This is a genomic window from Nocardia abscessus, assembly GCF_015477775.1.
GTDB lineage: Bacteria > Actinomycetota > Actinomycetes > Mycobacteriales > Mycobacteriaceae > Nocardia > Nocardia abscessus_A.
Genome location: NZ_JADLQO010000018.1, coordinates 196503 through 205389, shown reverse-complemented (window position 1 = coordinate 205389; position 8887 = coordinate 196503). Strand labels below are relative to the sequence as shown.

Here is an 8887-nt window from a genome sequence, read left to right as displayed (position 1 = left end):
TACGGCGGCCATAGCGGTAGGGAAACGCCCGGTCCCATTCCGAACCCGGAAGCTAAGCCTGCCAGCGCCGATGGTACTGCACTCGACAGGGTGTGGGAGAGTAGGACACCGCCGGAACATCCTTCACAATAGGGGACCCAGACTCTGGGTCCCCTATCTGCATTTGAGCACCTCTCGGGCTCTGACGAACCTTGCCGTGCCCGCGTCCCACCGCAGGTACGTGATTGAATTTGTGGGTATAACGACTTTTCGCTCAACCAAGAAAGGGAGCACCGTGCCGGAACACAACGACGATCGGAAGCCCTTCCGGCGCGGCGCTCCAGACTCCGGGTCCGGCGGGAGAGGTGACCAGCAGGACGGTGGCCGACGAGGTGGCGGCTTCAACCGCCGAGGCGATTCCGGGGAACGAGGCGGCTCCCCGAGCCGCGGGGAATCGGGCGGCCACGGTCGGCGGGAAAGTTCCTCCGACCGGGGTGGTTTCCAGCGCCGCGACAACTCCGCCGGGTTCACCCGTCGCGGCGACAGTGGCGGTCACGACCAGCGCGGCGGTTCGGGCGAGCGCGGTGGGTTCAAACGTCAGGATTCCTCCGACCGGGGCGGTGACGCCGGTGGCTTCCGCCGCGGGGGCGACGCGCCCAAGCGCGGTGGTTTCCAGCGCCGGGAGGAGTCCGCAGGCCGCGGCGGTTCCGCTGGCAGAGGCGGGTCCGGGGAGCGAAGCGGATTCCAGCGCAATCAGGATTCCGGCGACCGCGGCGGCTTCAAACGCCGGAGTGATTCCGGCGAGCGGCGTGAGGAGTCGCGGGGCGGGTTCCGCCCCGGCGGCGACTCCGGTGCCCGCAGTGGGTTCAGCCCTCGCCGTGACGATTCCAGTGACCGGGGCGATGCCCAGCGTGGTGAGTCCGGTGAGCGCGGCGGGTTCAACCGTCGCCGTGACGATTCCGGTAACCGGGGCGATGCCCAGCGTGGTGAGTCCGGTGAGCGCGGCGGGTTCAACCGTCGCCGTGACGATTCCAGTGACCGGGGCGATGCTCGGCGTGGTGAGTCGGGCGATCGCGGTGGGTTCAGCCGTCGCCGTGATGATTCCGGTGACGCGGGCGACCGCGGTGGATTCAAGCGTCGTGGTGATTCCGATGAGCGCGGTGACTCCGGTTTCCAGCGCCGCGAAGACGATCGCCGTTATTCAGGACCGGACCGCGAGGATCGCGCGCCGCGCGGCGCCGCGTCGCAGGACCGTCGCCGGGGCGGCGAAGGGGCCCGTGTCAGTGCCAACCGCTCCCAGGACCGCCGGCCGCCGCGTCCGGAGGAACCCGATCTGCCGGAAGAAGTGCAGGCGACCGATCTCGACTCCGCCGTGCGGCGGGACCTGCTCAGCTTGGACAAAGGCAATGCGGAGACGGTTGCCCGGCACTTGGTGATGGCGGTGCGCCTGCTCGATGACGATCCCGGGCTCGCTCTCGCGCATGCGCGGGCCGCGCGGCAACGTGCGGGCAGGATCGCTGTGGTCCGGGAGACAGCGGGTGTGGTGGCCTACCACGCGGGCGAATGGGCGGAAGCCCTGTCGGAGCTGCGGACCGCGCGCCGGATGTCCGGTGGTTCCGGGCTGCTGGCCGTCATGGCCGACTGCGAGCGCGGGCTGGGCAGGCCGGAGCGCGCGATCGAACTCGGCCGCAGTGACGAGGCCCGCGCCCTGCGTGGAGACGAGGCCGCCGAGCTGCGCATCGTCGTCGCGGGGGCGCGAATGGACCTCGGCCAGTACGACCAAGCGGTCGTGACATTGCAGACCTCGGATCTCGACCCGTCCCGGACCGGCTCCGCCGCCGCCCGCCTCTTCTACGCCTACGCCGACGCACTCGTAGCCGCGGGCCGCACCGATGAGGGCCTGACCTGGTTCCTCAACGCGGCCTCGGCCGACCTCGACGGAGACACGGACGCCGAAGAACGCGCCGCCGAACTAACGGGCGACAGCGACATCTGAATCTTGCTTGGCGACCGGCGCTGTCTGCTGTCGGTATTCCGTGATGGCGACTGCGACGGCACAAACCCGGTCGATGAGGTCCTGACGACGGAAACGGGCGGGTCGGCTGGCTGATTCGTGGCTTTGTCCAGCCGAGGTCGCGCTCTCCGCCTGACCTGTGACAGCGACCAGCCGATACGGGCGGTCTGGCAGCGCTTCTCGCGCGTGGTGGGACTGTCCGAGCGAGGCGGATCGTCGCTGCACGAAGAACGGCATCGACAGAAGAACCTCAGGGCATCAGGCGGCTTGGGCAGCGAGTAGTAGCGCCCGGGAAGGCGATGCCCCCAACCCGACGTCGACCGGTGAGATTCTGATGAGCGGAATCCAGGTCGTCGTGCGTACCCGTGGCCCGTTTCCGGACAAGTCGACCCCGTGATCTGGGAAACTGCTCTGTGGCGCTTGTGATCCGGGGCAGTCGCAGTGGTTGACGCCACGTCTTTCCGGTTCGCTCGCTGGCGTAGTGTTCGAGTGTCTCGGACTCGCCGAGCGGCTGTGCTGCTGGAGGGGCCGGTGGTATGCGAGTCGGCACAGCGCCGATCGGTGACACGGAGTGAGAGTGGTGTGAAGCGGCTACGAGATCGCTATCTAGCCCTGCTGCTGGATCTGGACGGCACGCTGTACCGCGGTCACGAGGTGATCGCCGGCGCCCCGGAGGCGCTGGCAGCGCAGAGGCAGGCGCAGCAGCGGCTGGTGTACGTCACGAACAATGCCAGTCGCGGGCCGGAGGTCGTCGCCGCCCATTTGTCCGAACTCGGCTTTCCCGCGTCCTGTGACGATGTGGTCACCAGCGCTCAGGCGGCGGCGCGGTTGCTGGCCGAGCGGCTCGATCGAGGCGCTCGGGTGCTGGTCGTCGGGACCGACGACCTGGCCGCCGAAGTGGACGCGGCCGGGCTGCGGCCGGTCCGGCGCTTCGACGGGGAGGCGCCCGCCGCAGTGGTGCAAGGGCATTCGCCCCACACCGCCTGGCCGGACCTCGCCGAAGCCGCTTACGCTCTGCGGTCGGGCGCGCTGTGGGTCGCGGCGAACACCGACAGGACCCTGCCGAACGAACGCGGCCTGGCGCCGGGCAACGGCGCGATGGTCGCCGCGCTGCGCGCCGCCTCCGATCGGGAGCCGATCGTGGCGGGTAAACCGTACGCGCCCCTGTTGGAGGACGCGATCCTCCGGGCCGGTTCCCGCAGTGCCTTGGTGGTGGGCGACCGCCTCGACACCGATATCGAGGGGGCCAACCGGGTCGGCCTCGACTCGTTGCTGGTGCTCACCGGCGTGAGCACACTGGACGAACTGCGCAAGGCTCCGGACGGGCAGATCCCGACCTTCGTCGCCGACTCGCTCGACGCCCTCGCTCACCCGCCGGTAGCTGCCGAGCCGGAAGCCGACCTCGGCGAGATGCTGCAGCGCAACCCGGGAAGAGCTGTGACGGTACGCGCGTCCGATTCGGAAATCCGATAGCGTTGACGCCACGATGACTACTCCTACGCCCCGTCCGAACGGTCCCGGTACGGCCGCCGGTGCACAAGGCCCCCGCCCGGGGATCCCGTTGCCCGGTCAGCATCTGCCGGGTCCTTCCGGGCACGCGGAGCCTGCCGATCCGGAGCGCATCCGCGGCGAGGTCGACAGCCTGCTCGCCGAACTCGACCGGCCCGGCTGGGTCGGAGCTTCGCCCGCTACCGAGAGCGCCGAGGCCGGAGTCGACATCACTCGTCGCGCGCGCATCCTGGAGCAGGCACATGACGTGCTGGTACAGGCCTTGGCCACGGTGGACAAGATCTGAGGTGGCCAGACGCGCACGGGTGGACGCGGAACTGGTTCGCCGCGGATTGGCGAGATCGCGGGAACACGCGGTCGAGTTGATCGGTGCGGGCCGCGTCCTGATAGCTGGAACGGTCGCGGTGAAGCCGGCGACCGCCGTCGAGGCGGGCACGCCGCTGGTGGTGCGCGAGGAGCCCGACGAGGTGTCCTGGGCCTCGCGCGGCGCGCACAAACTGCTCGGTGCGCTGGAGCGGTTCGAGTCGGACGGCCTGACCGTGCCGGGCAAGCGCTGCCTGGACGCGGGCGCCTCGACCGGTGGTTTCACCGATGTGCTGCTCAGCCGGGAAGCGCGGGAGGTCGTCGCGGTCGACGTGGGCTACGGCCAGCTGGTCTGGCGCCTGCGCACCGACGAGCGGGTCCGGGTGTTCGACCGGACCAATGTGCGCAACCTGACGCCCGGGACCATCGGCGGCCCGGTCGAGCTGGTGGTGGGCGACCTGTCGTTCATCTCGCTGAGCCTGGTGCTGCCCGCGCTGGCGGCTTGCGCGGCGCCCGGCGCCGATCTGCTGCCCATGGTGAAACCGCAATTCGAGGTCGGCAAGGAGCGGGTCGGCTCCGGTGGCGTGGTGCGCGATCCCGCGCTGCGCGCCGACGCGGTGCGTACGGTGGCGGCGGCGGCCGCGGGGCTGGGCATGCGCACGCTCGGTGCGGTGGCCAGCCCGCTGCCCGGGCCGTCCGGCAATGTCGAATACTTCTTGTGGCTGCGCAACGACGGACCGTTCGAATACGACGACGAGCAGGTCGCGGCGCTGGTCCAACATGCGGTTGAGGAGGGTCCACAGTGAACGCGCTGGCCCAGCCCTGCGGCCGGGAGATCTTGCTGGTGTCCCATCCGGGCCGCGCGGAGATCATCGAGACCGCCCACCGGGTGGCGAAGATCTTCGCGGACGCGGGCATCTGCCTGCGCGTGCTCGCCGACGAGGCGGACAGCACGCGATTCGAGGCGGAGCCGGGAGGCTTTCCGGTGCGCGTGGTCGAGCACAGCCCGGAGGCGGCGGTCGGCTGCGAGATGGTGCTCGTGCTCGGTGGCGACGGAACGTTTCTGCGCGCGGCCGAGCTGGCCCGCTCGGCCGGGGTGCCGGTGCTCGGAATCAATCTCGGCCGCATCGGTTTTCTCACCGAGGCCGAGGCCGAACACCTGGACGAGGCGCTCGCGCAGGTGGTCCGGCGCGATTACACGATCGAGCACCGGATGACCATCGACGTCACCGTCCGGATCGACGACGAGGTCGTCGAGAGCGGGTGGGCGCTGAACGAGGCGAGCATCGAAAACGCTTCGCGTATGGGCGTGCTGGAAGTGGTGCTGGAGGTGGACGGCCGTCCGGTGTCGTCGTTCGGCTGCGACGGCATCCTCATCGCGACACCGACCGGATCGACCGCCTACGCCTTCTCCGCGGGCGGTCCGGTGGTGTGGCCGGAACTCGAGGCGTTGCTGGTGATTCCGAGCAATGCCCACGCCCTGTTCGCGCGGCCGCTGGTGACCAGCCCCGAGTCGCGGATCGCGGTCGAGTCCGTGGCGTCCGGACACGATGCGATAGTTTTCCTGGACGGCAGGCGCACGCTCGCACTGCCCAGTGGCGGCCGGGTCGAAGCGGTTCGCGGCGCTCAACCGGTGCGCTGGGTGCGGCTGGACTCCGCACCGTTCGCCGACCGGATGGTGCGCAAGTTCCAATTGCCCGTGACAGGCTGGCGTGGCCGACGGCGAACGGAGAGCACAAGTGCTGACAGAGATCAGGATTGACGGGCTTGGCGTCATTGCCACCGCGACCGCGCAATTCCACGCGGGACTGACCTGCCTGACCGGTGAGACCGGCGCGGGCAAGACCATGGTGGTGACCAGCCTGCATCTGCTCAGCGGTGCGCGCGCGGACGCGGGCCGAGTCCGGCTCGGCGCGCCGCGCGCCGTGGTGGAGGGCCGGTTCACCGTCGACGACGTCAACGACGCCGCCCGTGCCGAGGTCACGCAGGTGCTGGAAGCGGCCGCCGCCGAGCCGGACGACGACGGCAGCGTCATCGCGATCCGCACGGTCGGCAGCGACGGCCGCTCCCGCGCGCACCTCGGCGGACGCGGCGTACCCGCCTCGGTGCTGGCCGATTTCACCGCGCCCCTGCTGACCGTGCACGGCCAGAACGATCAGCTGCGTTTGCAGCGTCCCGATCAGCAGTTGTCGGCGCTGGACCAGTTCGCGGGCGACACGGTGGGCGCTGCGCTGCGGAAGTATCAGGTGCTGCGGCGATCGTGGCTCGACGCCCGCACCGAACTGCTCGAACGGACCGCACGCAGCAGGGAATTGGCGCTCGAGGCCGATCGGCTCAAGCACTCGCTGAACGAAATCGACGCCATCGCACCCGAACCCGGCGAGGACCTGCGCATCGTCGACGAGGTGCGCAGGCTCAGCGATCTGGATTCACTGCGCGATGCGGCCGCCACCGCGCACGGCGCGCTGGCCGGGCCGGCGGACACACCCGAAGACGGAGCCGGGGCGCTGGAGGCGCTCGGCGCCGCACGCGCCCGGATCGAGGCCGCCGACGACCCGGCGCTGGTCGCGCTCGCGCCGCGGCTGGCCGACGCCATCGCCGTCGTGGTCGACGTGACCACCGAGTTGAGCGGATATCTCTCCGACCTGCCTTCGGACCCGGGCGCGCTGGATTCGCTGCTCACCCGGCAGGCCGAATTGAAGACGCTGACCCGCAAATACGCCCCCGACATCGACGGTGTGCTGGCCTGGGCCGAGGAAGCGCGCACCCGGCTCGGTTCGCTCGACGTCTCGGAGGAGGCGCTGGCCAAGCTGGCCGCCGAGGTGGACACGGCGGCCGATCGGGTGCGAGAGGCGGCGAAGAAGCTGAGCGCCGCGCGGGCCAAGGCGGCAGGCAAGCTGGCGTCGGCGGTGAGCGCCGAGCTGGGCGGCCTGGCGATGGGCAAGGCGCGTCTGGAGGTCGAGGTGCGGCCGTTGCTCGCGGGAGCGCAGGACACGGCGCCGCTCACCGTCGACGGCCAGGAATTGCACGCCGGGCCCACGGGCATCGATGAAGCCGAGTTCCGGCTGTCGGCGCATTCGGGCGCGCAGTCGTTGCCGTTGAGCAAGAGCGCGTCCGGCGGTGAGCTCTCGCGCGTGATGCTGGCGCTGGAAGTGGTGCTCGCCAGCTCCGATCACGGAGCGACCATGGTGTTCGACGAGGTCGACGCCGGTGTCGGCGGGCGCGCCGCGGTGGAGATCGGTCGCAGGCTGGCCCGGCTGGCGCGCACCCACCAGGTGATCGTGGTGACCCATCTGCCGCAGGTCGCGGCATTCGCCGACACCCACTTGGTGGTCGACAAGTCCGATGACGGCAAGGGCGCGGTCAACAGTGGTGTCCGCGCGCTCACCAACGACGAGCGGGTGGTCGAGCTGGCGCGCATGCTGGCCGGTCTCGACGACACCGAGACCGGCCGGGCACACGCGGAGGAACTGCTGGCGACGGCGCGCGCCGAGAAAGCGGGCGCCGAGGCGGCGACGCGCTGAGCGCGTCGGTCAGCGCACGGCCTTCTGCGCGCCCTTGATGAACTGGCCGATCAGGTTCTTCAGACCGAACTCCAGCACCTTGGCGGGCACCGGCAGCGACGGGTCGGACTCCATCGTGTAGGAGACCAGGGTGCCGTTGTCGGCGTCGGCGAAGGTGACGATGCCGACGTGGCGCTTCACCGGCGCGCCCTTGATGATCTTGTATTCCATCCGCTCGCCGGGCACGAGCTTGGTGATCTCCTCGGTGACACCTACCGGGCCGAGGCCGATCAGGTGCTGGGCGCCGACGCCCTCCCGCTCGGTCAGGCCGGGCTTGACCAGCTTGACCTGGACCGGCACGTAGGGGCTGATGCTCTCGCGGTCGGCGAAAAGCCGGTACACGACCTCGCGCGGTGCGGCGATGACGGCGTCGACGGTGGTGCTGGCCATGAAATCTCCTCTTCGAGTTACGTGTGACCGGCAGCATATAGCTACAGCGGGTACAGCTCGGTGATCGTGTCGTCCGCATCACAATCGGGGCAGAGCTGCCCGGCGCGGGCCCTCCGGCGACGTCGCTTGCGCACGCCCAGGGACGACGTCGACCCAACCAGAGGCAGCTGTCGCCTACCAACGCCTCGATCTACTGAAGAAATCCGTGTGAATCAGACGAGTATCCGACTGCTTGCTGCCGCAGCGCCATGGAGTCTGTGGGGGAGTCTGCGATTGTGCGACGGCAAAGCGGCTCGGAACAACGACTTTCGCCAGTGAAGACTGTGGTACGCACAACTGCTGTCCGTAATGTCCGATTCCTCATCTACTATGGAAATCAGTAGATGAACGGCGGATGAATTCCGCCGGACACCGGGAAGCACCGAGGCAAAGGGGCCATGATGCGCAGCGTTCTTCCAGCGACGACCGAGGCGGGCGGAGCGCGCCGATCTGCCACGTCGGCCCGGCGAGGGCGGGGAACGCCGAGGAAGCGGGTGCTCGCGCTGATCGTCGCTGGTTTGGCCGCGGGGTCGGTGTCCGCGGCGGGCGGCGCCGCGGCGGAGTCCTTGTCCGGCTCCGATCACTCCGATCGCTCGGGTTCGCACGGCGACTCGACGGGCTGGCACGCGATAGACCCGTTCGGATACCAGCACTCCGACCCGAATCCCTTGCGGCAGAACGAACACCGGGATGCCCTGCGTGATTATCGCCGGCGCAACGGGCCGGAGTCCGGCGAGAGCGGGGCGAGTGATGGCGCGGGCGACTCCGCTTGGACTCGAACGCAGCGTCCCGACGGCAGCGGCTGGACCGTGTGCCGCCCGCACGCGAAGTGGTGCTGATCGGGGCGCACTCACGGTAGCGGCTCGTTCGCTGCTGTGGCTGTCGAGCTGCGGGGCGCCGCTCGCTCATGGGCGGGGCTCGGCCGCGTCGCTGTGATTCGTGCGCCTGGGTGGAGGAACGGGCACCCAGATGGCGAGGTCCACTCACGTTGCCCCCGGCTGGTCATATCACTCCTTTGAAAAGCCAATATAGGAAAAATCCAACCGCTCCAGGCTTCTATTTCCAGCCGGGCGGCGAGCTCGCTGCGCGG

8 protein-coding genes, 1 rRNA gene and 1 pseudogene are annotated in these 8887 nt (G+C 69.7%); 8 read left to right on the top strand and 2 right to left on the bottom strand.

Features of this window, described 5'->3' with window-relative positions; translation table 11 throughout:
• A 5S ribosomal RNA gene (rrf, locus tag IU450_RS33655) occupies nt 1–117 on the top strand.
• Between the two features lie 136 nt (nt 118–253).
• On the opposite strand, the gene IU450_RS33650 is transcribed toward rrf, so the two are convergent.
• Nucleotides 254–535 (bottom strand): hypothetical protein, encoded by a 282-nt coding sequence (locus IU450_RS33650; protein ID WP_195153758.1) that lies wholly within the window; start codon nt 533–535, stop codon nt 254–256.
• Nucleotides 536–1012: 477 nt separating this feature from the next.
• Here IU450_RS33650 and IU450_RS33645 point away from each other — a divergent pair.
• The 6 genes and pseudogenes from IU450_RS33645 to recN form a co-directional block, all read left to right on the top strand.
• Nucleotides 1013–1975 (top strand): annotated as a pseudogene (locus IU450_RS33645) (hypothetical protein); the annotation flags it as partial.
• Between the two features lie 600 nt (nt 1976–2575).
• Nucleotides 2576–3466 (top strand): HAD-IIA family hydrolase, encoded by an 891-nt coding sequence (locus tag IU450_RS33640; protein ID WP_195153738.1) that lies wholly within the window; start codon nt 2576–2578, stop codon nt 3464–3466.
• Between the two features lie 13 nt (nt 3467–3479).
• Nucleotides 3480–3788 carry a hypothetical protein gene (locus tag IU450_RS33635; RefSeq protein WP_228835476.1) on the top strand — a complete coding sequence of 103 codons (309 nt, stop codon included), beginning with the start codon at nt 3480–3482 and terminating at the stop codon, nt 3786–3788.
• Nucleotide 3789: 1 nt separating this feature from the next.
• Nucleotides 3790–4611, top strand: a complete 822-nt coding sequence (locus IU450_RS33630; RefSeq protein ID WP_195153737.1) for a TlyA family RNA methyltransferase — start codon at nt 3790–3792, stop codon at nt 4609–4611.
• Nucleotides 4608–5567: an NAD kinase gene (locus IU450_RS33625; protein WP_195153736.1), complete on the top strand. Its 960-nt coding sequence runs from the start codon at nt 4608–4610 to the stop codon at nt 5565–5567. The genes IU450_RS33630 and IU450_RS33625 overlap by 4 nt, the downstream gene beginning before the upstream one ends.
• The gene (gene recN, locus IU450_RS33620) at nt 5545–7329 is read left to right on the top strand and encodes a DNA repair protein RecN (protein WP_195153735.1); all 1785 of its coding nucleotides are present in this window, start codon (nt 5545–5547) and stop codon (nt 7327–7329) included. The genes IU450_RS33625 and recN overlap by 23 nt, the downstream gene beginning before the upstream one ends.
• Nucleotides 7330–7338: 9 nt before the next feature.
• Here the strand turns inward: recN and IU450_RS33615 are convergent, their stop codons facing one another.
• Nucleotides 7339–7758 (bottom strand): SRPBCC family protein, encoded by a 420-nt coding sequence (locus IU450_RS33615; RefSeq protein WP_195153734.1) that lies wholly within the window; start codon nt 7756–7758, stop codon nt 7339–7341.
• 533 nt (nt 7759–8291) lie between these two features.
• Between IU450_RS33615 and IU450_RS33610 the strand changes: the two genes are divergently transcribed.
• Nucleotides 8292–8636, top strand: a complete 345-nt coding sequence (locus tag IU450_RS33610; protein WP_195153733.1) for a hypothetical protein — start codon at nt 8292–8294, stop codon at nt 8634–8636.
• Nucleotides 8637–8887 lie beyond the last annotated feature (251 nt).